This is a genomic window from Synechococcus sp. N19, from assembly GCF_900474045.1.
Taxonomy (GTDB): domain Bacteria; phylum Cyanobacteriota; class Cyanobacteriia; order PCC-6307; family Cyanobiaceae; genus Parasynechococcus.
This window is the reverse complement of the sequence record NZ_UCNR01000015.1, coordinates 141,388-161,458: the sequence shown is the minus strand read 5'-3', so window position 1 is coordinate 161,458 and position 20,071 is coordinate 141,388. Positions and strand designations below refer to the sequence as shown.

Below are 20,071 nucleotides of genomic sequence, written 5' to 3'. Positions count from 1 at the left end.
GATCCCTTGATTTCTCAACGTCACCTGCACCAGGAGTCCCGGCGTGGACTGCCGCCCTGCATTGCACGACGCAATCAGCAGGCTCTCAAGCACCTGGGCCTGGCCCACTGCGCGGCCCGTGGCCAACAGCAACGCGGGCCTGAAGAGTTCGACGGCCTGCTGCAGGAGTCCCGGGTTGGATTGATCCGTGGCCTTGAACGGTTTGATCAAGAACGAGGCCTCCGCCCCAGCAGCTATCTGCTCTCGCGGGCCACCGGCCAAATCCTCCACTACCGCCGCGATCGATTAAGCACCATTCGGATTCCCTGGCGACTGCGTGATATTTACGCAGCCGGAAAGAAGATCCAACGGGAACGCGAACAGAACCGGCAACCGCTTCTCAGCGATCAGGACCTTGCTACCGAACTCTCGGTTCGACCAGAGCGCTGGGCTGCCGCGGTTCAGAGCCATGGAGCCAGCCAGGTCGTCGACCTGGCTGCCAGCCCTGGAGAGCCAGCAAGCTCGAGGGCGGAGGATGAACACCTGGACTGGCTGAAGAGCGTGCTGCACCAGGTGGATGGCCTGGCCGGCACGGTGCTGCAAGTCCACTTGATCGAAGGCCAGACCCTCAAGGATCTGGCTCAGTTTATGAATTGCAGCCGTTCAACCCTGCGCCTTCATCTCCATGAGGGCGTTCAACTGCTGCAGCAATGGGCCCAGCGCGATGGTCTGATGCCCATCCAAACCAGCTGATCAGAGCACCATCAGCAGCATCGCCAGAACTGCGGCCAAGAGAGTCTGGAGAGCATTGACCAGCTCATTGCTCAACCAGGCCACACGATCCTGCACGAGGGCACCGAGCAGGCTTTCGCCGAGGGTCGCCACCAGGCCAACCAACATCACCAGCACTGCCATAGGCCATGAAGGAACCAGCTGCAGGGCCAGCATCAACAGGGTCATGGCGATGCTGCCGGCTGCACTGGCCAGGGTTCCCTCAAGGCTGATGGCTCCTTCGGTTCCTGGTGGAACAACCCGCAGGCTGGTGATTAAAACCGTGGTGCGCCCGAATCGTTTGCCGATCTCACTGCCGAAGGTGTCGGCCAACTTGGCGGCAAAACTCGCCGCAAAACCAACCAACATCAGCTCACGGGGCTCGACACCAGCACCGATGAGCAGTGCCAGGAAGGCTCCAACGGCCGCAGAACCCCAGACGTTTTCAGGGCCGCGCTGCCCACCGCGGGCTTCGGCAAGGCCCCGGCTCTGCTTGTTCTGAAAGCCGATCTTGGTGACCAGACTTCCCAGACAGAGATAGGCGACCACGGCCAACCAGCCCGACCACCCCAAACACCCCCACAGGATCGTGCCCAAGGCAGCTGCATGGACCCAACCACTGCGGGTGAGCACAGATGTCCGCTGCGCCAGGGCGATCAAAACCGTGTTCACCAGCAGGGCCTGAATCCAGAGTGCTGACATCACACCGTGTTGCAGTGCCCTAAGCATCTCCTGCCTGCGGCCATTGCAGAGGGAGAATCGGGTGCGTTCGTTCTCTGGTCGACCGGATGGTGTTCAACAGCAACAAGGGCTTTTTCCTCACCCTGGATGACGCCGCCGCTCCGGCCACCCTCGAGCTGCCTCAACAAGAGGCTCCAGCAACCGAAGAGGCACCGGTCGAGGCAGCTGTGGTCGCAGCCTCCGAGCCCTCAGAGGTTGCCCAGCCTTCAGCCCCCGAAGCTGTTGAAGAGACTGTTGCAGAAACCAGTGCTGCATCCAGCGCTCAGCCCGCAGCCTCACTCACCACAGCAGAAGCGATCGCCGCTGAACTAGCTGCAGCAGAGGCATCCCGCCCGGCGGTGACCTACTCCACCTTTGCCCCCAGCAACCTCATGCCTGGTGGCGGACTGCGCCCGCGCAGTCGCCGGCCTGGAGCAGCTCTGAAATCCTTCCGGGGGATCGCTCAGGATCTGTTCAAGAGCTGATCAGCCGATCACGCCAACGAATCAGTTCCACGGCACCAGCCACCGCGGCTGTCGAACTGCGCAGGATGGTTGATCCCATCTGGACAGGCTGAATCTGGGCTTGGGTGAACTGCTTCAGTTCCTCTTCGCTCCAGCCCCCTTCCGGGCCAACCATGAGCCATGTGAGCTGAACAGGATCGGCCTGATGACGCAACCATTGATCCAAGGCCGGTGGTGCCGTCTCGCGGGTCACCCCAACCAGACGCTGGCCCCGCTCATCTCCCATCCATTGAGATAGGTCTTTGAGATCGAGCAGCTGTGGCGTCCACAACCGTTCGCACTGCTCCACCGCTTCACGAATGATCGTGGCCCAGCGCTCGGGTCGGTGGTCGGCCTGGGGAACACAGCGATCGCAGCGCAGGGGCTGAATCCGATCAATCCCGAGCTCACAGGCCATCCGGACGACCTCATCCATCCCCCGCCGCATCAAGGCCACGGCCAGACCCAGCGGAGGTTGGGCCTGGGGCTCAATCAGTTGCGCTGGCCGATCGAGCTCGAGCAGCTTGGCTTCCATCAGGGTTGCGGTCGTGAGCCGGCCGCAACCATCGATCAGATCCACCTGCTCGCCACAGCGCAGCCGCAACACTCTCCGCAGGTAGTGCTGCTCTTCGGAGTTGAGCAGAACCGATCCACCCTGCTCCAGGCGATCCGACGACAGAAGCAAGCGCCGGCGTTCAGCCACCGGCAGGGAAAACACTGTCGGGATGGTCTTCAACCGGCCAATTCTCATTGACCCCACCAACGACCAGCTCTTCGATCTGAACCACGTCGGAGTCCAGTTGACGCAGGGCATTGATCAGAACATCGATGGCAACTCCATCCGACGTACCGAGATCAACCCAGCAACGTCCCCAGTCGTTCTGGTATTCGAGCTGCCCCATGTTGTGCATCAGGGCTGGCATCGCCGACTCAGCCCCATCGTTGTCGTAGGTCATCCAACTGAGATCGGAGCCCGCGTCATGCACCTGCAGGTTTTCTGCGTTGAAGCCGCCCAAACGCCCGATCACGTACCAGCTGTCAAAGACACCATCGACGTAGTTCCGTTCCCCCTGACTGGGGGGGGCCGAGAAACGGATCCATAACCAGCAATTGAAGGGATCGACTTCACGAAAACGAATGTCCATGGGGCCATCGCGACACCGTCATCATCGTTCAAGCTGAACGCATGCTCGAGCTCTCAGGAATCACCTATGCACCTGCGACTGCGGGTGCCCCCATCCTCGACGGCGTCGGTTTTCAGACGCAGAAGGGACGGCCGCTGCTGATTGCTGGCGCTAGTGGATCCGGAAAGACATCGCTGCTGGAAATCATCAGTGGCCTGGCATCAGCCACATCCGGCAGCATCCGCTGGAACGGCAGCGCAGTGAAACGACGGCAGCTGCGCTGGCTTTGCGGCATCGTATTCCAGTTTCCCGAGCGCCATTTCCTCGGGCTGAGCGTGGCTCAGGAACTGCGGCTGGGGCATCGACGGCTCGGTCATGAGCGCGAACAGAGCGTGCTCGAACGGGTTGGCCTCGACAGCATCGCCTCCACAACGGCGCCAGAACGGCTGAGCGGCGGGCAGCAACGGCGGCTTGCCCTCGCCGTGCAAATGCTCCGCGGCGCTGAAGTGCTCCTCCTGGATGAACCCACCGCAGGTTTGGATTGGTCGGTGCGACGGGACGTGCTTGATCTGCTCGCCGGCCTCGCCCGTGAGCAGGTGTTGATCGTGGTCACCCATGAACCCGAGCTGTTTCAGGACTGGGACTGCCAAAGACTGCGCTTGCAGGGCGGGCGGCTCGAACCGATGACTACATTGCCCTGAGCTTCCGAGGGGATATGGCCGACCGGCTGGTGCGTGCAACAGCCGCTGAGGGCGGCATCCGATTGGTGGCGGTATCAACAACCAACATCGTGCGTGAGGCGAGGGAGCGCCATGGTCTGTCGTTCCTCACCAGCGTGATGCTCGGACGAGCCATGGCCGCTGGATTGATGCTGGCCAGTTCGATGAAGGTGCGGCACGGCCGGGTGAACCTGCGCCTCGGTTCCGACGGACCGATCAAGAACTTGATGGTGGATGCCGGGCGTAACGGAACCGTTCGTGGGTACGTGGGCGAGCCGGGCCTAGAACTCGACCCGATTCAGGATGAAGCAGGCCATTTCAGCTTCAACTTCAAGGAGGCCGCTGGCACCGGCTACCTCCACGTGATGCGTGATGACGGCAAGGGTGAGCCCTTCAACAGCACCGTGGAACTCGTCAGTGGAGGCATTGGTGAGGATGTGGCCTCCTATCTGCTCCACTCCGAACAGACTCCTTCAGCCGTGTTTGTAGGTGAGCAAGTGAACAGCGCCGGCATCCATGCCAGCGGTGGCCTCCTGGTTCAAATCCTTCCCAAAGCAGCGGAAGAGCCGGCCCTGGTGGAGCTGATTGAACAGCGTTGCCGCGAGATCACTGGATTCAGTCAGCGGCTGGCGGCAAGTGGCGACCAGCTGGAGGATCTGCTTCGGGACGTCTTCCCCGACCTTGATCCCAAACCCCTCGACGATGCCGAGGCCAGTCAGGAACTTCGTTTTTTCTGTCCTTGCAGCCGTGAACGCAGCAAAGCGGCACTGCTCCTGCTGGGCAGGGACGAACTCACCGACATGCGTGACAAGGACGGTGGCGCGGAACTGACCTGCCACTTTTGCAACGACCGTTATGACGTGAGCGCTGCGGAGCTGCAGGAGCTGATTGACGGCCTACCGACGGCGGCCTGATGCTCAGGCCAGGAACAGGGCTGCAGCCCACAGCAGCAGAGCTGCAGGCAGAGCCTGGATCTGCAGAGGGCTGAGAGCCAGCTGTTCAACAGCAGTGGGGGAGAGCGCCAGGTTCAGCAAAGAGCCTGTCGCCAAGCCCAGGATGAGCACCAGCAACGTCCAGCCCAGGGATGCAAGTGGGCGGCGACCACGGCGAACCTGACTGAGAAAAACGCCGATGGTTGCCAGGGCCAGCACCAACTGAATGCTCCCGGCCGAGATCAGCAAAAGAGCAACGCCGACGATCCCTGCAATCAGGCGAACGGAACGCCCCTGCCCTTCCACCAGGGCCCAGTCGGGCTTGAGGCCGGAGAGGGTCGGGGAGGGATCGGGCAGCCTGTTGCGGAGATTCGCCAACACGTTGCCCATCGGTGCCTGAGCTGGCGGAGAAGGCATGGATCCCGCCATGGCCTCCCGCTCCGATGCCGTCGCTGCAGCAGCACTTACCTGACCCTGTTGCCGGTCCCGCAGGCGAGCCATCAGGACAGCGTCGTAGGCCGCTTCGATCTTTGCTCGGGCCTGATCATCACCGGAAACCTCGGCGAGACAGCGTGCTTTGGCCGCCTGAACCTGATCAAAGCCCGCATCACGGCTAAGGCCGAGACGGGCAAATGGATCATCTGCGTTTGCATCGGGACCAGATTCACCCAGGGCTGCCATTGCGTCGATCGGGTTCCTTTTGATGAGCGTATCGGGGCCTGTTCAGAAGAGGGGCGCACCGTGACGAAAACCCTCGCTGCGTTCCAGCCTGCTCCGGCAGCTGAGGGCATCCACCCGGTTCATCCAGGAGCGGCGCTTGATCAAAGGCATCTGCGGAGGAAGGTGGTAGCCCTCCAGCATTTCCACCGATTCGTCATCACCACGGAAACACACGTATTCGGTGCCGCCGTCAGCGCTGTTCTTCAGCAGCCAGAACGTACTCACGGAAGTTGAAGGCGCGGCACGATTCTGGCGAGAGAGCTGTGGAGGTGTGGATGGGGTGATCGGCGCGGTTCAGAGACTGATCGGCTCCACTCCACTCACAACCGGGGCAACACTGCTGAGTTCAAGGTCGGGGTGGTCTTCCCGAAGCTGGTTGAGATTCCACTCGTTCTTGAACAACAGCACAGGCCGATTCCAGGCATCACGCACGGTTTTGCAATTGAAAATCCGGCCTACCTTTTCGAGTTCAGCCCAACCGCCGTTGATCCAACGGGCAACCTGGAAACCCATTGGCTCAAGTCGGGTTTCCACGCCATATTCGTTTTCAAGCCGGTGCTGCACCACCTCAAGCTGGAGTTGTCCAACGGCCGCCAGAATTGGATCCCGCTTGCTCTCGTCGGTGTCATAAAGGATCTGCACAGCTCCCTCTTCCCGCAGCTCGTTCACCCCTTTGCGGAAGTTCTTGAAGGCTGAAGGGTTGGGGTTGCGCAGCCAACTGAAAATTTCCGGGCTGAAACAGGGAATGCCTTCGTATTCCACTTTCGAACCCACATAAAGGGTGTCGCCAATGGAAAACATGCCGGGGTTGTTGAGACCGATCACATCACCCGGATAGGCGTCTTCCACCACGGCTCGGTCCTGACCGAACAGCTTTTGAGGACGTGAGAGACGGATCGCTTTGCCCGTGCGGGCGTGCTTCACCGTCATGTCTTTTTCGAAGCGTCCGCTGCAGACACGGACGAAGGCCACCCGGTCGCGGTGTCTGGGGTCCATGTTGGCCTGAAGTTTGAACACGAAGCCGCTGAACCCTTCACGCAACGGGTCCACCAGACCTTCGCTGCTGGATCGGGCGATCGGCCGTTGCGCCATCTCAAGGAAGGCGTCGAGGAACGGACGGACCCCGAAGTTGGTCATGGCCGAGCCGAAGAACACCGGGGTGAGCTCACCGGCATGGACCATCTCGATGTCCAGCTCGGCGCCAGCCGCCTCCAGGAACTCCATTTCTTCAATGGCCAGATCCAGCAGGTCCTCTTCCACCAACTCGCGCAGGGCAGGGTCGTCCAGCGAGAGGCGTTGCTCACTGGCCTGCTTGCCGCGTTCAGCACGGCTGAACAGAACCACCTCCTTTCTGCGGCGATCGATCACACCTCGGAATTGCTCGCCACTGCCGATCGGCCAGTTCACCGCCCAGGGGGTGAGGCCGAGTTCCGACTCGATTTCATCGAGCAGGGTGAGCGGTTCCCGCCCCGGGCGGTCCATTTTGTTGATGAAGGTGAAGATCGGGATCTGCCGCATACGGCAGACCTCGAACAACTTCCGGGTCTGAGGCTCCAGGCCCTTGGCGGCATCCTCCAGCATCACGGCGTTGTCCGCCGCTGCCAGAGTTCGGTAGGTGTCTTCGGAAAAATCCTGGTGACCTGGCGTGTCCAGGAGGTTGATCGTGGTGGCGTCGTAATCGAACTGCAGCACCGTGGAGGTGATTGAAATGCCCCGCTGCTTTTCAAGCTCCATCCAGTCGGAGGTCACCTTGCGCTGCTCACCCCGGGCTTTCACCGCACCGGCCTGCTGAATGGCACCGCCGTAGAGCAGCAACTTCTCGGTGAGGGTTGTTTTTCCCGCGTCCGGGTGGGAAATGATCGCAAAGTTGCGACGGCGATCCACGGCCGAGGCCAAAACCTGGGCCAGATCACCATCAGTGGTCGCTTGACTGCCGCTCATCGGATTTCAGGACTTCACCAAGCCTGACACCACCAGATAACGGTCGTCCTCCGCCGACACCGTCAACTCGTCGAGATCAAGCCGGTGGAGCTGTGCGGTCACCTCCTGAGGTTCGAAGGCCGCCGCCAGCGAGGCAGCGAAATCGTTCTGCAACACCTCTGGAGCCGATGGCAGGTGTTTGAGCAGCAGCTGTTGAATCTCAGCGTCGGAAGCAGGACGCCGCAGATCCCGGTGCAAGGTGCGACAACCCGGTGCTGCCAAGTCTCTGGTAACCATCCAGAGCAGATCAGGCTGGTGCAGGTGATGCAAAAGGCTGTTGCTGACGATCAGATCAGCCTGGTCAAGCAGAGCACCTCGAAGCACCTCCTGAAGGGTCTGACAAAGGAAGGAGATCTCCAGCTGCTGCTGCTGGGCCCGCTCCCGGGCGACAGCCAGCATCGATTCGGCACCGTCAATGCCGATGATCCGAGCCTTGGGGAAGAGGCCGGCCAGCCGAAGCGTGATGTTTCCAGGGCCACAACCCAGGTCCACCATCAGTGGATTAGGCGGCAAAGGCGATGTGCGTGAGAGGAGACGCTGAATCGCTTCGATGGTGGCCTGATCGCCGGAACTGAAGTCAGCAGCGGCATAGGCCTGCACCTGCGTGTCGCCGTTCATCAACTCAGGCTCCAGCCGCCGCTGCATCATTTGCTGCCGATTCTGAGCTCAGTTTGAACGGGACACTGTTGATGGTGGTAAAGAGACCTTGCTACCCCCATCTGTGGCGTTAGGGTTTCGATACTTGTCCTTTGCCCCAGCACCGCACGTGACCCTCACTCCAAATCGTGTGGAGACCTCTGCGGGAGCTGTCGCCGGGTTCGGCGACTTCCCCGCAACCGCTCCTGCTGCCAACCCGGTCTTCTATCGCACCTACAGCCGCAAAACCCCCAGCGGTCGCGAGAGCTGGAGTCAGGTGGGCGCGCGAAACCTGGAAGGCCTGCGTCAATTGGGCAACCTCAACGATGCGGAAGTTGCCCTGCTGGCTCGCATGCAGGCCGAGAAAAAAGCTCTTCCCTCCGGCCGCTGGCTCTGGATCGGTGGTACCCGCTGGATCGAGCAGCCCGAAAACTTCTCGGGTTCCTACAACTGCACATCCACCAACCTGGTGGATTGGCAAGCCTTTGGTCTGATGATGGACCTGGCGATGATGGGCTGTGGCACCGGCGCCATCATCGAGCCGCACCTGATCGACCGGCTTCCGGTGGTGCGCAACAGCTTTGAAGTTCTCAGCGTCAGCGAAATCGGCATCACTCCTGCCGCTGAGCGCCAGGACGACTGCACCCACAGCATTGATGGCAACAAGGTGACCATCAAGGTGGGTGACACCCGTCGCGGCTGGGTGGACAGCTACCAGCTGATGCTCGAGCTCAGCAGCGATGAACGGTTCAACGGAGGTCCGATTCAGATCGAGGTGGACCTCAGCGATGTGCGGCCTGTTGGGGAAACGCTGAAGGGTTTCGGCGGCATGGCCAACCCCGTCAAGCTGAAGGATCTCTACGGGCGCGTTGCTCGGCTGTTGAACAAGGCCCAGGGCCGTCGGCTCACCTCAGTCGAGTGCTGCCTTCTGATCGACGAAGCCGCCGTCACGATCGTGGCTGGAAACATCCGCCGCAGCGCCGGCATGCGCCAGTTCGCTTCGGACGACCAGGCGGCTGCGTCCTCCAAAGACAACCTCTGGCAGCAAGACGAGGAGGGCAACTGGAGGATCGACCCCGAGCGTGATGCGCTGCGGATGGCCAACCACACCCGCGTTTATCACACCCGTCCCAGCAAGGACGTTGTGCACGCAGCGGTGACCAAGCAGTTCCACTCCGGCGAAGGCGCGATCCAGTTCGCTCCCGAAGCGATCGCTCGCTCCAATGCCGATCTGCTCACCACCCCTGAGCTGCGAACGGAATTCATTGAGATCTACTGTGACCAGGGTCGTGAGGAAGCGGGGCGTTGGCTGTCCGACAACCATGGCCCCATCGGCGCCGACGAGCTGGAGCACCGCCTCAGCCGTTACGGCTTGAATCCCTGCGGCGAGATCCTGGGCGCAGATTTCCACTGCAATCTGGCCGAGGTGCACCTCAACCAGATCGACCCCAGCGACGAGGAAGGACAGGCTGATGCCTTCCGTGCAGGCGCTCTGTCAGTTGCTTGTCTGCTCAACCATCGTTTTGAGGTGGAGCGGTACCGCCAGAGCCGTGAATGGGACCCGATCGTTGGCGTCAGCTTCACCGGTCTGTTCGACTTCTTCGTCCATGCCTTCGGCACGGAATGGCTGAGCTGGTGGGAGGCTGGCCGGCCTGATACCGAGGTGGGTCTGCGCTTCAAGGAGCAGGAAGCCGCTTACCTGAGCCGTTGGAAGGAGATCGTCAATCAAACGGTCTGGGAATACTGCGACCGTCATGGCCTGCGTCGTCCCAACCGCTGCACAACCGTGCAGCCTGCTGGCACCAAGAGCCTGCTCACCGGTGCTGCCCCTGGCTGGCATCCGCCCAAAGCTCAGCGCTTCATCCGTCGGATCACCTTCCGCAAGAACGACCCCGTGGCCATGGCCTGCATGGACTACGGCTACACCATCGTTCCCTCCCAGTCCGACAAGGATGAGGAAGGCCGTCTGCTGAATGACCCCTTCGATCCCCGCTGCACCGAATGGCTGGTGGAGATACCCACCGAGGTGAGCTGGGCCAACCTGCCCGGTGCTGACGCCGTTGACATCAACGGCTTCAGTGCCATGGCGCAATTCGATTTCTACATGCAGGTGCAGCGGCACTACACCGCTCACAACACCTCCGCCACCATCGAATTCCGCGAGCACGAAATCGAACCCTTGGCTGATGCGCTGCATCAAGCCATGGAGAATGGCGAGGGCTACATCTCAGCAGCACTTCTGGCCCGCTTCGATGCCAATGCCACCTTCCCCCGCCTGCCCTTTGAGCCGATCGATGCAGCCACCTACGAGGAGCTGCAATCGGCTGTGGTGAAGCGTCGCGTCAGCAGTGATTTCTTCGAAGCACTGCAGCGTTACGACCAGGGCGAGCTGACCGAAGCAGGCCCGGCCGGATGTGATTCCGATAAGTGTCTGCTGCCTTTGGCCAAGCCGGAAAACTGAACTGGGAGCACGTCCCGATACAGTTGTCAGGTGTCTTGCGGGGCACCTGACACCCTCTGGAGAGGTGGTCGAGTGGTTTATGGCTCTGGTCTTGAAAACCAGCGTGTCTTCACGGGCACCGTGGGTTCGAATCCCACCCTCTCCGTTTTGAACGACCTGAATCAATGATCTAGGCGATCGTTGGTCTTGAAATGAATCAGGAAATGTTGTGTGGCCGACGGTGATGCACCACCGGAGCGATTCGACCACGTCGATACCTTGATGGGCCAATCAATGCAGATCGATTCATCACCAGGTTTCTTAAGAAACAAATGGATTTGACCCCTGCCGAAGCAGGAGTCAAACACCAAGGCGTCGGACATCGCTCTGTCCGGCTTCCAAGCCCGATTAGCGACTTGGCGGTGTCACTATGAGCCGAATCGTCGGCATTTTTGAAGGGGTTGCGCTGGGATTTCTGGACATCCACAAATTGCGCCCAAGAATCAATCTGATTCCTGCCTCGACGGCCTCGATCAATCTCTTGACGTAAGGCTCGTGCATCGATGGGTGAAGTGACTGAACAATTGAAATCCGATCAGCCCATCTGGGTTGGAGCCTCAATGCTGCTGCCGTCAAAGTCGAAGATATAAGCCGATTCCTCAGCAACCAATTCACGGATCTCCTGGCGGGGGATATAAAGCAAATCAGTTTCACCAGCCATGCAGGACTCTGCATGGCGGCAGTAATAACAGGCGTAGCCAAAACAAGTCTTACGAGCTCTGGGGTCTTGTTCGATCCCATGCTCATCCATCAAAGAGCGCACAAGGCGGCAACAAAAGCGTTGATTCTGGATTTGCATTAACGCGAAATCACGAAGCACGTCTTGCATGCTTCGGTTCAACGAAGCGCAATAAGCCTTCAACAGAGTGTGCTCCGATTCAGACATTCTGACGTTGACGACCTTGTCAGCCTGAACCGAAGTTGCGCCCATCTGCTCCCAAGAATCCACGCCAACATCATATCCATGGATATGCAGATTTTGCATAAAAAAACTTCGCCTGGGTGATCAACAATCGACAACTGGAATCACCGGGATAAGGAAAGATGGCAGCCCAGACAGGGCTGAATTGACGACATAGAGGCACAACAATTGCAGCCAGATGGTTCAGGCCTGGCACCTCAACGGGGTGGCCCATGAATCAGCTATGCAAGCAGCACCCTGGCGGTCACGCCAAAGGGCCGAGCAATGCCGAGGAGCAACCCAGAAGCAACCCCAAAGACACCCAACAGATACTCACAAGTTGCTTAGCAGCGTCTCTTGAGCTACCCTGGGGATGCTCCGGCAGCAGACGGGTCATGATCAAAACCTCCACCCGAGAGACCCAGGTGAAGCTCACGGTCTCCGTTCCACCGAGCCTTCATGTGCTTCTTCGCGGCTGGGCCCTGTGCGAAGGACGTGAGCTGACCAGCGTTGTACTTCAGTGCGTGGAGCTGTCGGTGCGCCAACTCAAGAGCAATGGCTCCATTCCCAGCGCAGCCATCCGCGCCTATGAGGCTGCCTGTGATGAACGTTTGGCTGTGGGAGGGTTGTGATCGTGCAGCTTGATCAGATCGAACAAGCGCTTCAGGCTCCGGTGATGGACGCCGTGATTGCCTTGAGCGAAAGGGTGCAAACCCTCGAGAACAATCCTGAGGGGCGGATCTACACCGCCTATCGCGCTATTGATCAAACCCTCTCCTTGGGGTACTCCGAGAACATCGATGCGATCGGTGAACAGCTTCGCGAACGCGACTTCGTGCTGCTCGCCAGCCGTCGGGGTACACGCCGAGAGCAGAGGTTGCTGTTACTCACCCTCAAAGAGATCGGTATCGCCAGCAGCTACAGCGAAAACTGCTTCAGCGCATCGCCGAACACAGTGAGCCATCTCAGACACCTGGGCTGGCCCTTGGGCAATCTCAAGCAAAACGCCAACGGCACCAAGACGCGCAAACGCTTCAACCCGGGGCGCTGATCAACGATCGACAGCGTTGCACCATCGCCACCACAACGGCAGGATCAGCGGCGGCTCGATCGCCGCGATCCATGTCCCGGTACAAGTCGGCAACCGCCCACGCTTTGGAGGCCGGTTCATTCAGATGGCGTGGGATGAGATGGAGATGAAGGTGCTGGGCTCCCTCACCAAAGGCAATGGCATACACGCGCTCGCATCCACTGATCTGTTTCACGAGATCACTGGCATCGCGAACAGCGCACCCCCAATCAGAAGCCTCGGCCCCCGTGAATTCCACGGGGCCGGAACAGTGCCTTCGTGAATCCAAGAGAAGCCAACATGGTAGGGGTGCTGGGTCCGGATGATGCCGCAAAACCCAGAGTTCAGAGCGCTGAATCTCGTACCGCTCTTGCGCGGTGGGATCGAGATGCAGCTGGCAGATGGCGCAGTTTTCCACGCGGATGATCTTCAACGACGAACAGCACCACGGCCATTACCGATCAGCCCGAAGTCGATGATCAAACCGATCAACACCACCAAAAGGCCACTGAACGACGACACGCCCCCGAACGAGGCCGCAGCCCAGCAATAGCCGAGGGTTGTGGTGGGGAGAAACAACAGACCCAGGATGGGAAGCAACGGGTTGGGAACACTGGTGCCAATGAAGGGCTGCAGCACGAAACTGCTGTTGATCAACCACATCAACACCAAAACCAGGCGTGGAGCCAGCAGGCCAATCGCTGCCAGAAGACACATCGCAAGGCAGGGACGCTGGGTCATCCATAGCGACATCATCTGAGGGCGACATCGTCCTCACCGGAAGATTCAGGTTTCGAGCGAGCAATTCATCGCCAACTCGAACGGAACGGCGGCGTTGGGGATCGACAACAGGCTGCTCGAGAGAGACGCAAGATCCTCGGGTTGGGTCATCGCGGCAGGTTCAACGGCCGTCACCGCACGAGCCATATCGGTGTTGACCCAACTGGGACAGATGGCGGTCACCCGAATCCCCTTGTCCCACCCTTCATTGCGCATGCTCTGACAGAGCCCCATCAAGGCGAATTTGCTTACGGGATAACCCGCCATTCGACCTTTGACGCGTTTGCCACTCATCGACACCAGCACCTGGATTCGTCCATGGCCACTGGTCGCCAGATACGGCCAGGCCGAACGGGTCAGCCACCAGGGCCCCTTCACGTTGATTGCCCACAGTTCATCAAGCTGCTGCTCTTCGCCATCCGCAAACAACAACGGGGTTCGATGCAAAATCCCCGCGCAGTGGATCACGGTGTCGATGGCACCCCAGTAACGAACGGTGCTGTCAACCCAGGCTTCAACACTGGCTGGATCGTTGGCGTCGTAGGCGTGATGCAACACCATCTCAACGTCCAGGTCTGTTCCCCTTAGAGCCTGCGGATCCCGCAGACCAAGGCTGAGGCGGTGACCATCCTTAAGCAACCGTCTGGCAATGGAACGTCCGATGCCACGACTGGCTCCGGTAAGCAAAACCGTGCGTTGCATCAGGACGCGTTGAGGAGTCGATCGATCAGCAATTCTGGCGTTGTTGCATCCAGGAGGAGCTGGCGATTTCGCTGCGAGAGAAAGCCCGTCGAAACGCTTTGATCCAAAAAGCTCAGCAACGCATCGAAGTAGCCATCGATATTGAGCATGCCGATCGGCTTGGCATGAAAACGAAGCTGAGCCCAGGTCAAGGCCTCAAACAACTCGTCGAGGGTCCCCAGGCCTCCGGGCATGGCAACGGCTGCATCGGCCAGATCGAGCATTCGCGCTTTGCGCTCGTGCATCGATCCCACAACCTCGAGATGGGTCAAACCGGAGTGCAGCACTTCATCCTGCGTTAACGCCTCGGGGATCACCCCAATCACCTCCCCTCCAGCCGCCAAAGCGGCATCAGCAACAGCGCCCATCAAGCCAATGCGAGCGCCGCCGTAAACCAGGGCCATGTCCTGGGTGGCGATCAGTGCACCCAGCTCAGTGGCAGCAAGCTTGAACAGGCTCGAGTCGCCGCTCGAGGAGCCGCAATACACAGCGATTCGATCCATGGCGCCTGGCCGTGATCCATTCATCCTCACCTGCGATGGCTGGGAAAAACGAGCCAAGCCTCGAGAATCACCAGAAACGGGTCCCGATGAGGATGACCTCGATGCGCCTTGAGCTGCTGAGCCGTCACAGGATTCGAGACCCAGGCCTCGGCCTGAATGAACCATCCGGACTGACGCTGAACGCGGATGGATCAGCGCTGTACACCGTCAGTGATGACACCAAGGCGATTTTTCGTTTGGATCTCAAAGGCAGGGTGTCGGTGAGCGACTCGTTCTTCATCGGCCTCGACGACTTGGAAGGCATTGCACTCCGTGGCGATGACAGCGAGCTACTCGTGGTGCAGGAGCGGAGCAATTCTGTGGTGGTGGTGGATCTGAACAGCCGGAGCGAACGGTCTCGGCGCCCGCTGTCAGCCATGACCAACTACGACACGATCGCGCACCACTTCCCAAACCCTCCGGACAACAACGGATTGGAGGGCATCACTGTGAACACCAGAAACAACCATGTGGTTGTGGTTAAAGAGCGCCAGCCCGGTCTGCTGATCGAACTGGATTCCACACTCACCACAATCCTCTCCACACGAATGCTGCAAGCCAGCCAGGGGTTCATGCATCCCGACTTGAAGTCCGAGAAGCTGGATTTCTCGGGCCTGAGCTACGACAGCAGCAGCGACACCCTCTGGATCGTCAGCGACAAGGGGCGGTGCCTGTTCCAGTACGACTGGGCAGGCGACACTGTTCTCCAGCGCCTCGATCTAACCATCAGCACGGGAGACAAGCCACAACGGATCCGCAAACCGGAGGGTGTTGCCTTCGATCCCGGACGGAAAAGGATCTACGTGGTGAGCGATCGGGACGCAGATCTCTACGTGTTCAAACTCCATGACGACTGCTGAACAGCGCCGCGTTCTGATCACCGGTGCGAGCAGCGGCATTGGCCTTGAAGCGGCAAAAATCCTGCTGGCCCGTGGTGATGCACTCACCGTTGTTTGCCGCAATGCAGAACGGGCCGAGCGAATCCGCACGGCTCTGTCGGGTTCCGTTGACATCTGCATTGCCGATCTGGCGGACCTTGTGTCTGTGGCCAAGGCGATCGAACAACTCCGCCATCACGAGACGCCATTCGATGCACTAGTGCTGAATGCAGGGTTGCAATACGCCGGCCATGATTCCCCCCGCTGGAGTGCACAGGGCATTGAACTCACCTTTGCGGTGAACCACCTGGCCCATCAACTTCTGGCTGAAGGATTGAAGGAGCAAAGCCAAGCCATCGTGATCACCGCCTCTGAGGTGCACAATCCAGCCACCGGCGGAGGACGGGTTGGCCAGCCTGCAGGGCTGGGCTCGCTACAGGGACTGCGCCAGGGCCCCGGGGCGCCGATGGTGGATGGAGAAAGTCCGTTCAATGCAGACAAGGCCTACAAAGACAGCAAGCTGTGCAATCTGCTGATGGCCCTGCAGATCCACCAGCAGTGTCAAGATTTGCCTGTCGTGGCCTGGAGTCCGGGACTGGTGATTCCCCGCACGTCAGAGGGGTTTTTCAGAAACAGTCGCCAAGCCAATCCACTTGGGCAGGCCTTGTTTGGGTTGGTCGCTCGGGATCTCTTGCGATTGACGGAAAGCGTTGAGCGGGCAGGGGCACTGCTGGTGCAGCTCATCGATGAACAACTTGATCAACCGGGATTCAGGTACTGGAGCAATGCCCTGTTGGGCCCTGGCCGGCATCAATTCAAACCAACGGAACCCTCCGAGGAAGCGAAGAACAGCGACACAGCGACGATGCTCTGGATGTTGTCGAACAAGCTGATCAACTCTTTTTTGACGCCATCCCGCTGATCGCCAAACCGTTCACCAACCAGCATCCATTGCATTAGTTCATTGACTGATTATGAAACTTGTACACACGGTTGGGAATCACACTGATGTTGACGTCAAGGTCATCCAAGCCGAAGTCCTTGGCTCGTTTCAACATCTGCTGATTGACATCGTTCATAAAGGATTGATCCAAGATGTCTTCGGGTGCATTTAGCACAATATCCAGCCTTGCCTCGTTGTTAACAACACTCACGCTGCTGTACATCAGACGAATTTTTGACCACAACCTCTGGTTGCCTCGCGCGAGGGCTACACGTTTGAGTTGTCCTGCTTTGAAGCGACCAAATTCCGCATCCATCTGCTGCCGCACACTGAAGTCATGCAATGCCGATGACAAGGGCAGGCTCAACAGCCCGAGCAATCCCAACCAGACCAGAAGATTGCGCCAACAGCGGCGGAATGAGCCGTAACGCTGCAGCAAGAACACCACAAGGCTGGTGACGGTGATGCCGATCAGGTTCGCCAGAAAAAGCAGAAACGATCCCTCCGCGATCTGGTTGGTGAGACCCGCCACCGTTCCACGGCCAAACACAGCAACCATTTCCGAGCCGAGCGTGAGGCCAATGCCGCTGACACAGAGTGGTGGCACAAGGGCGACAGCAATCGCCACCCCTGCAATCGAATTCGACAATTGCTTGCGGGTCATCGAGAACGACCCGGCAATGGCCGCCGCGATAGCGATGCCCAGATCGATCAGGTGGGAGACGTGCGGCCGGTGATCTCCGACTGCACATGGCTGATGCCCAGTCCCAAACTGATCAACGCCGCGGTTCCAATCATCGCCACAACACCGAAGCCAATGGTGATGGCGGAACGTCGGATCAATTTCCCATCGCTCACGGCCAAGCCAAAAGCCAGGCTGAGGATGGGGTCCATCAGCGGAGCGACGATCATGGCCCCGATCACAACCGCCGTGCTGTTGGAGATCAGCCCGAGGCTGGCGATCACCGCAGAGCTGATCAGAAGAATGAAAAAACCAAGCGATGGCTTGGATGAAGCGATCCGCGCTTCATAAAGCTCCGTGCGAGGAACACGACTTTCAAGATGAACCGCCCAATGCCCCGACAGGGTCTCCAGCAATTGCGCCAGCACCGTGCACGTCTCCAGGCCTCACATTCCTGAATTGTGCACAGAGTTCTCGACCGCACAGCAGACTGCACAACGATCAAAACCAGACCATGACGGGTGTATTGGCGGCCCTTGGAGCAGCCATGGCCTGGACGGGAGCCAGTGCACTCTGGCGATCGCTATCAGGGCGAGTCACGGCGATCCGGCTCAACGCCATGAAGAACGGCTTGGCCAGCCTGCTGTTTCTGCCGGTTCTGCTCACACTTCCGCACAACACCGAAGTGCATGCTGTTCTGCTGCTATTAATCAGCGGCTTGATCGGCATTGCGGCCGGCGACAGCTTCTATCTAGGGGCGTTGCGGCGACTTGGCACCCGACGAACCCTCACCGTGGAAGCCAGCGGTCCGGTGCTGGCCAGCATCGCTGGGGTTCTGGTGATGGGGGACAGCCTGGCCGTGAAGAACGGTCTCGGCGCGCTTTTGGTTTCAAGCGCGGTGGTTCTCATTGCCATGCAGGCGAAAGAGACAAGCCAAGGGGAGCGGGGGGGCAGCGCTGCTGACTTCGGCATCGGGCTGCTGTTGGCACTCACCGCCGTGGTCTGTGGCCTGAGCGGAGCCTTTCTGGCCCGTCACGTGCTGATCAGCAGCGACCTCACCCCATTGCAGACGGCATCGATCCGGCTGCTGGGCGGATGGCTTGGTCTTCTTCCCTTCCTCAAAGGGATCTGGAGACAGACCAAGCTGAAGCAACGGGAGCAATGGAAGCTTGTGATCGCCACCGTGGTCGGAACCAACGGGGGAATCCTGTTGCAACAGGTGGTGCTGCAAACGATGCCCGTTGGAGAAGGGGTGACCCTGATGGCTACGGCACCAGTGATGGCTCTTTTTGTGGGCCGAATAGAAGGAGACCCGATTCAGCTCTCCGGCGTGGCTGCCGCGGGGCTGGCCTTGGCCGGTGTGGCCTGCACCAGCCTCTGAAGGCCGGATTCCAAAGCCGGAGCTGCAGCCTCGTTCAAAGCCAGCACCACCAGATCAGCACCACAGCCCTGATCGGGACGCCAGGCATGGCTGGGAGCTGCTTCAAACCAGCTGTTCAACCGCGGACCCACCATCTGGATCTGAAGCGGAAGGGCTTTGCTGGGCAGCCAGACACGCCCCTTGAGTCGAACCACCTGGTGATTGCTCACGAGGCTGGGCAACAGCTGCTCGAGGGCCTGACGGTCCAAGGCCCCTTCAACGCGCACATTGCTGCCGACCATGTCGACATGGCTGTGGTCGTGATGGTCGTGGTCGTCGTGGGTGTGGTCGTGGTCGTGGTCGTTGTCGTGGTGGGTGTGGGCTTCTTGGGGGGTGGGCTGGTGCTCAAGGCCTAACACAACGGATGTCTCCACCTGTCCCTGAGACACAGGAAGCAGAGCAGTACCTGAGCGCACTTTGTCTTTGATCCGCCCCTGCACCTCAGCCATCGCTGATGCATCCAGGCAATCAGCCCGGCTGATCAAGACCAGGTCAGCGGCCTGGAGTTGATCCTCAAACAAGTCGTCGATCGCTGTGAGGTGATCGAGGCTGGGATCCTCGGCCCGTTGCCGCTCCAGCGCTTCAGCATCAGCCACTGGGCTGCCTGCAGCCAAAGCTTCGCCATCCACCAGCGTCACCACACCATTCACATGCACACGGCTGCGAATGGCCGGCCAATCCAGGGCCTGAAGCAGAGGCCTTGGCAAAGCGAGACCGCTGGTTTCAACAACGATCCCATCCAATTGATCCGCCCGTTCCAGCAACGTCTCCATGGTCGGCAGGAAGTCGTCCTGCACCGTGCAGCAGAGGCAGCCGTTGTTCAGCTCTACCAAACGGCCATCCACCTCCTCCTCAGGACAAAAGCCGCAGCTGCGAATCAGATCACCATCAAGCCCAACGCTGCCGAATTCGTTGACCATCACGGCCAATCGCTGACCGCCACGGGTAAGCAGATGGCGGAGCACCGTGGTCTTGCCGGCCCCAAGAAATCCGGTGATCACGGTCACCGGCAGACGCTTAGCCATGACGATTAAGGGCGGCAGCCCAGGCTCTCACGGGTGGACACACCACTGATCGGATTGGATCCATCCGCCCGAGCACAGAGGGCCCGCTGTTGGGGGAGGTCGATCACGGCGTTGGTGAAATCAGCACCGTCGATCTGCGCGTCCGTGAAACGGCTCTGCATCATCATCGCGTTAGTGAAGTTGGCCCCCCGGAGATCGGCGCCCTCGAAGTGGCTGGCAAAGCCCACAACATCGGAGAGATCGGCATCTCGGAGATCGGCCCCCTGCAGTTGCGAGGTGTTGATCACAGCGCCGCGCAGGTCTGTGCCGCTGAGATTCACCTCGCGCAAATCGGCCTTGAGGAACTCTTTTTCCTTGAGGTCAAGACCGTGCATATCGGCGCTGATCTCCTGAACTGCGAACTGACCACGCAGCTCGGGAGCGGTGATGGCCTGCACTGATTCAACCCAAACAACAGTGCTGAACGCCAGCGTGATCACCGCCAGCAGCGAGGCCATATGTCGAAG

Annotated in this window: 24 protein-coding genes, 1 tRNA gene and 1 pseudogene; 11 read left to right on the top strand and 15 right to left on the bottom strand. The window is 59.7% G+C overall.

Going from position 1 to position 20,071, the window contains the following annotated elements; translation table 11 throughout:
* Nucleotides 1-6 precede the first annotated feature (6 nt).
* Nucleotides 7-732, top strand: a complete 726-nt coding sequence (locus DXY02_RS09535) for a sigma-70 family RNA polymerase sigma factor (protein ID WP_170951550.1) — start codon at nt 7-9, stop codon at nt 730-732.
* Here DXY02_RS09535 and DXY02_RS09530 read toward each other — a convergent pair whose 3' ends face one another.
* Nucleotides 733-1,452 (bottom strand): TIGR00297 family protein, encoded by a 720-nt coding sequence (locus tag DXY02_RS09530; RefSeq protein ID WP_244276252.1) that lies wholly within the window; start codon nt 1,450-1,452, stop codon nt 733-735.
* An 86-nt stretch (nt 1,453-1,538) separates the two neighbouring features.
* Here DXY02_RS09530 and DXY02_RS09525 point away from each other — a divergent pair, with 86 nt between their 5' ends.
* A complete protein-coding gene (locus tag DXY02_RS09525; RefSeq protein WP_114989105.1) occupies nt 1,539-1,955 on the top strand; it encodes a hypothetical protein in 417 nt (138 codons plus the stop codon).
* Here DXY02_RS09525 and DXY02_RS09520 read toward each other — a convergent pair.
* Both DXY02_RS09520 and DXY02_RS09515 read right to left on the bottom strand, forming a co-directional pair.
* Entirely contained in the window at nt 1,945-2,676 is a 732-nt protein-coding gene (locus DXY02_RS09520) for a 16S rRNA (uracil(1498)-N(3))-methyltransferase (protein ID WP_170951549.1), read from the bottom strand. The genes DXY02_RS09525 and DXY02_RS09520 overlap by 11 nt on opposite strands.
* Nucleotides 2,669-3,118 carry a DUF3531 family protein gene (locus DXY02_RS09515; protein ID WP_114989104.1) on the bottom strand — a complete coding sequence of 150 codons (450 nt, stop codon included), beginning with the start codon at nt 3,116-3,118 and terminating at the stop codon, nt 2,669-2,671. Before DXY02_RS09515 ends, DXY02_RS09520 begins: the two co-directional genes overlap by 8 nt.
* A 41-nt stretch (nt 3,119-3,159) precedes the next feature.
* On the opposite strand from DXY02_RS09515, the gene DXY02_RS09510 reads away from it, so the two are divergent.
* The gene (locus DXY02_RS09510) at nt 3,160-3,798 is read left to right on the top strand and encodes an ABC transporter ATP-binding protein (RefSeq protein ID WP_114989103.1); all 639 of its coding nucleotides are present in this window, start codon (nt 3,160-3,162) and stop codon (nt 3,796-3,798) included.
* A 14-nt stretch (nt 3,799-3,812) separates the two neighbouring features.
* Complete coding sequence (hslO, locus tag DXY02_RS09505; protein WP_114989102.1) at nt 3,813-4,730, top strand: Hsp33 family molecular chaperone HslO; 918 nt, start codon at nt 3,813-3,815, stop codon at nt 4,728-4,730.
* A gap of 3 nt (nt 4,731-4,733) precedes the next feature.
* On the opposite strand, the gene DXY02_RS09500 is transcribed toward hslO, so the two are convergent.
* From DXY02_RS09500 to DXY02_RS09485, 4 genes are all read right to left on the bottom strand, one after another.
* On the bottom strand, nt 4,734-5,429 hold the full coding sequence (locus DXY02_RS09500; RefSeq protein WP_114989101.1) for a CPP1-like family protein: 696 nt from the start codon (nt 5,427-5,429) through the stop codon (nt 4,734-4,736).
* A 42-nt stretch (nt 5,430-5,471) separates the two neighbouring features.
* Nucleotides 5,472-5,693 carry a hypothetical protein gene (locus tag DXY02_RS09495; RefSeq protein ID WP_114989100.1) on the bottom strand — a complete coding sequence of 74 codons (222 nt, stop codon included), beginning with the start codon at nt 5,691-5,693 and terminating at the stop codon, nt 5,472-5,474.
* Between the two features lie 69 nt (nt 5,694-5,762).
* Nucleotides 5,763-7,409, bottom strand: coding sequence for a peptide chain release factor 3 (locus tag DXY02_RS09490; RefSeq protein WP_114989099.1), 1,647 nt, complete (start codon nt 7,407-7,409; stop codon nt 5,763-5,765).
* Between the two features lie 6 nt (nt 7,410-7,415).
* Entirely contained in the window at nt 7,416-8,066 is a 651-nt protein-coding gene (locus DXY02_RS09485; protein ID WP_371640107.1) for a trans-aconitate 2-methyltransferase, read from the bottom strand.
* A 148-nt stretch (nt 8,067-8,214) separates the two neighbouring features.
* Between DXY02_RS09485 and nrdJ the strand changes: the two genes are divergently transcribed.
* Together nrdJ and DXY02_RS09475 are read left to right on the top strand one after the other, a co-directional pair.
* Complete coding sequence (gene nrdJ / locus DXY02_RS09480) at nt 8,215-10,545, top strand: ribonucleoside-triphosphate reductase, adenosylcobalamin-dependent (protein WP_114989097.1); 2,331 nt, start codon at nt 8,215-8,217, stop codon at nt 10,543-10,545.
* Nucleotides 10,546-10,603: 58 nt separating this feature from the next.
* Nucleotides 10,604-10,690 (top strand) — tRNA-Ser (locus DXY02_RS09475).
* 429 nt (nt 10,691-11,119) lie between these two features.
* Here DXY02_RS09475 and DXY02_RS09470 read toward each other — a convergent pair.
* A complete protein-coding gene (locus DXY02_RS09470) occupies nt 11,120-11,569 on the bottom strand; it encodes a hypothetical protein (protein ID WP_114989096.1) in 450 nt (149 codons plus the stop codon).
* Nucleotides 11,570-11,880: 311 nt separating this feature from the next.
* On the opposite strand from DXY02_RS09470, the gene DXY02_RS09465 reads away from it, so the two are divergent.
* Nucleotides 11,881-12,117, top strand: a complete 237-nt coding sequence (locus DXY02_RS09465) for a hypothetical protein (protein ID WP_006850194.1) — start codon at nt 11,881-11,883, stop codon at nt 12,115-12,117.
* A 2-nt stretch (nt 12,118-12,119) separates the two neighbouring features.
* On the top strand, nt 12,120-12,536 hold the full coding sequence (locus DXY02_RS09460) for a hypothetical protein (protein WP_370586287.1): 417 nt from the start codon (nt 12,120-12,122) through the stop codon (nt 12,534-12,536).
* Here DXY02_RS09460 and DXY02_RS12955 read toward each other — a convergent pair.
* From DXY02_RS12955 to DXY02_RS09440, 4 genes are all read right to left on the bottom strand, one after another.
* Nucleotides 12,520-12,813, bottom strand: coding sequence for a hypothetical protein (locus DXY02_RS12955; protein ID WP_244276250.1), 294 nt, complete (start codon nt 12,811-12,813; stop codon nt 12,520-12,522). The genes DXY02_RS09460 and DXY02_RS12955 overlap by 17 nt on opposite strands.
* A 170-nt stretch (nt 12,814-12,983) precedes the next feature.
* Entirely contained in the window at nt 12,984-13,271 is a 288-nt protein-coding gene (locus DXY02_RS09450) for a hypothetical protein (protein WP_114989206.1), read from the bottom strand.
* Between the two features lie 69 nt (nt 13,272-13,340).
* Nucleotides 13,341-14,036, bottom strand: coding sequence for an SDR family NAD(P)-dependent oxidoreductase (locus tag DXY02_RS09445; protein WP_114989093.1), 696 nt, complete (start codon nt 14,034-14,036; stop codon nt 13,341-13,343).
* Complete coding sequence (locus DXY02_RS09440; protein ID WP_244276248.1) at nt 14,036-14,578, bottom strand: TIGR00730 family Rossman fold protein; 543 nt, start codon at nt 14,576-14,578, stop codon at nt 14,036-14,038. The genes DXY02_RS09445 and DXY02_RS09440 overlap by 1 nt, the downstream gene beginning before the upstream one ends.
* Nucleotides 14,579-14,670: 92 nt before the next feature.
* Between DXY02_RS09440 and DXY02_RS09435 the strand changes: the two genes are divergently transcribed.
* Both DXY02_RS09435 and DXY02_RS09430 read left to right on the top strand, forming a co-directional pair.
* Entirely contained in the window at nt 14,671-15,477 is an 807-nt protein-coding gene (locus tag DXY02_RS09435) for an SdiA-regulated domain-containing protein (RefSeq protein WP_114989205.1), read from the top strand.
* Nucleotides 15,464-16,417, top strand: a complete 954-nt coding sequence (locus DXY02_RS09430; protein WP_114989091.1) for an SDR family NAD(P)-dependent oxidoreductase — start codon at nt 15,464-15,466, stop codon at nt 16,415-16,417. The genes DXY02_RS09435 and DXY02_RS09430 overlap by 14 nt, the downstream gene beginning before the upstream one ends.
* 34 nt (nt 16,418-16,451) lie before the next feature.
* Here the strand turns inward: DXY02_RS09430 and DXY02_RS09425 are convergent.
* Nucleotides 16,452-17,332 (bottom strand): annotated as a pseudogene (locus DXY02_RS09425) (DUF389 domain-containing protein).
* A gap of 302 nt (nt 17,333-17,634) precedes the next feature.
* Here DXY02_RS09425 and DXY02_RS09420 point away from each other — a divergent pair.
* Nucleotides 17,635-18,501, top strand: a complete 867-nt coding sequence (locus tag DXY02_RS09420; RefSeq protein WP_114989090.1) for an EamA family transporter — start codon at nt 17,635-17,637, stop codon at nt 18,499-18,501.
* On the opposite strand, the gene cobW is transcribed toward DXY02_RS09420, so the two are convergent.
* On the bottom strand, nt 18,438-19,565 hold the full coding sequence (gene cobW / locus DXY02_RS09415; protein ID WP_114989089.1) for a cobalamin biosynthesis protein CobW: 1,128 nt from the start codon (nt 19,563-19,565) through the stop codon (nt 18,438-18,440). The two genes, DXY02_RS09420 and cobW, sit on opposite strands and share 64 nt — an antisense overlap.
* Before the next feature lie 5 nt (nt 19,566-19,570).
* Entirely contained in the window at nt 19,571-20,062 is a 492-nt protein-coding gene (locus DXY02_RS09410; RefSeq protein ID WP_244276246.1) for a pentapeptide repeat-containing protein, read from the bottom strand.
* Between the last annotated feature and the right edge of the window lie 9 nt (nt 20,063-20,071).

Excerpts from the sequence above, each read along its gene's own strand:
- DXY02_RS09510 (WP_114989103.1), top strand. The coding sequence starts at position 3,160 with ATGCTCGAGCTCTCAGGAATCACCTATGCACCTGCGACTGCGGGTGCC.
- DXY02_RS09485 (WP_371640107.1), bottom strand. The coding sequence starts at position 8,066 with ATGAACGGCGACACGCAGGTGCAGGCCTATGCCGCTGCTGACTTCAGT.
- DXY02_RS09530 (WP_244276252.1), bottom strand. The coding sequence starts at position 1,452 with ATGTCAGCACTCTGGATTCAGGCCCTGCTGGTGAACACGGTTTTGATC.
- DXY02_RS09435 (WP_114989205.1), top strand. The coding sequence starts at position 14,671 with ATGACCTCGATGCGCCTTGAGCTGCTGAGCCGTCACAGGATTCGAGAC.
- DXY02_RS09470 (WP_114989096.1), bottom strand. The coding sequence starts at position 11,569 with ATGCAAAATCTGCATATCCATGGATATGATGTTGGCGTGGATTCTTGG.
- DXY02_RS09490 (WP_114989099.1), bottom strand. The coding sequence starts at position 7,409 with ATGAGCGGCAGTCAAGCGACCACTGATGGTGATCTGGCCCAGGTTTTG.
- DXY02_RS09450 (WP_114989206.1), bottom strand. The coding sequence starts at position 13,271 with ATGTGTCTTCTGGCAGCGATTGGCCTGCTGGCTCCACGCCTGGTTTTG.
- hslO (WP_114989102.1), top strand. The coding sequence starts at position 3,813 with ATGGCCGACCGGCTGGTGCGTGCAACAGCCGCTGAGGGCGGCATCCGA.
- cobW (WP_114989089.1), bottom strand. The coding sequence starts at position 19,565 with ATGGCTAAGCGTCTGCCGGTGACCGTGATCACCGGATTTCTTGGGGCC.
- DXY02_RS09410 (WP_244276246.1), bottom strand. The coding sequence starts at position 20,062 with ATGGCCTCGCTGCTGGCGGTGATCACGCTGGCGTTCAGCACTGTTGTT.
- DXY02_RS09430 (WP_114989091.1), top strand. The coding sequence starts at position 15,464 with ATGACGACTGCTGAACAGCGCCGCGTTCTGATCACCGGTGCGAGCAGC.
- DXY02_RS09440 (WP_244276248.1), bottom strand. The coding sequence starts at position 14,578 with ATGGATCGAATCGCTGTGTATTGCGGCTCCTCGAGCGGCGACTCGAGC.
- DXY02_RS09525 (WP_114989105.1), top strand. The coding sequence starts at position 1,539 with ATGGTGTTCAACAGCAACAAGGGCTTTTTCCTCACCCTGGATGACGCC.
- DXY02_RS09445 (WP_114989093.1), bottom strand. The coding sequence starts at position 14,036 with ATGCAACGCACGGTTTTGCTTACCGGAGCCAGTCGTGGCATCGGACGT.
- DXY02_RS09515 (WP_114989104.1), bottom strand. The coding sequence starts at position 3,118 with ATGGACATTCGTTTTCGTGAAGTCGATCCCTTCAATTGCTGGTTATGG.
- DXY02_RS09465 (WP_006850194.1), top strand. The coding sequence starts at position 11,881 with ATGATCAAAACCTCCACCCGAGAGACCCAGGTGAAGCTCACGGTCTCC.
- DXY02_RS09420 (WP_114989090.1), top strand. The coding sequence starts at position 17,635 with ATGACGGGTGTATTGGCGGCCCTTGGAGCAGCCATGGCCTGGACGGGA.
- DXY02_RS09500 (WP_114989101.1), bottom strand. The coding sequence starts at position 5,429 with ATGGCAGCCCTGGGTGAATCTGGTCCCGATGCAAACGCAGATGATCCA.